This is a genomic window from Streptomyces regalis, from assembly GCF_001509475.1.
Lineage (GTDB): Bacteria > Actinomycetota > Actinomycetes > Streptomycetales > Streptomycetaceae > Streptomyces > Streptomyces regalis.
Map to the genome: position 1 here is coordinate 1 of NZ_LLZG01000270.1, position 343 is coordinate 343.

Here is a 343-nt window from a genome sequence, read left to right on the forward strand (position 1 = left end):
GTTGGAGCCGGCGGAGCGGACCTCGACGCGGTCTCCGGCCAGGTGGGTCAGCCACGCGGCGGCCATCTGGGAGCGGCCGGCGTTGTGGACACAGACGAACAGCACGGAGGGCTTGTCGGACATCAGGAGGTCTCTCTTGTCTCACGACGACATCAGGCGCGCATGACATCAGCACCCGGTGGTGTCAGTCACCACTGATGTGAGAGTATCAGTCCATGATGACGTCAGTCGACACTGATCTGATCGGGTTCTGGCCGACCCGCTCAGGCTCCAGATCGTGACCCTGCTCGCCAAAGAGATGCTGTGCACCACCCACCTGGTGGAGGAGACCGGTGCCCGGCAG

1 protein-coding gene and 1 pseudogene are annotated in these 343 nt (G+C 63.8%); one reads left to right on the forward strand and one right to left on the reverse strand.

From position 1 onward, the window contains the following. Positions 1–123: arsenate reductase/protein-tyrosine-phosphatase family protein (locus ADL12_RS25500; RefSeq protein ID WP_482262437.1), on the reverse strand; the 123-nt coding region annotated here is incomplete at its 3' end. 92 nt (positions 124–215) lie between these two features. On the opposite strand from ADL12_RS25500, the pseudogene ADL12_RS50990 reads away from it, so the two are divergent. Then, a pseudogene (locus ADL12_RS50990) lies at positions 216–343 on the forward strand (transcriptional regulator); the annotation flags it as partial.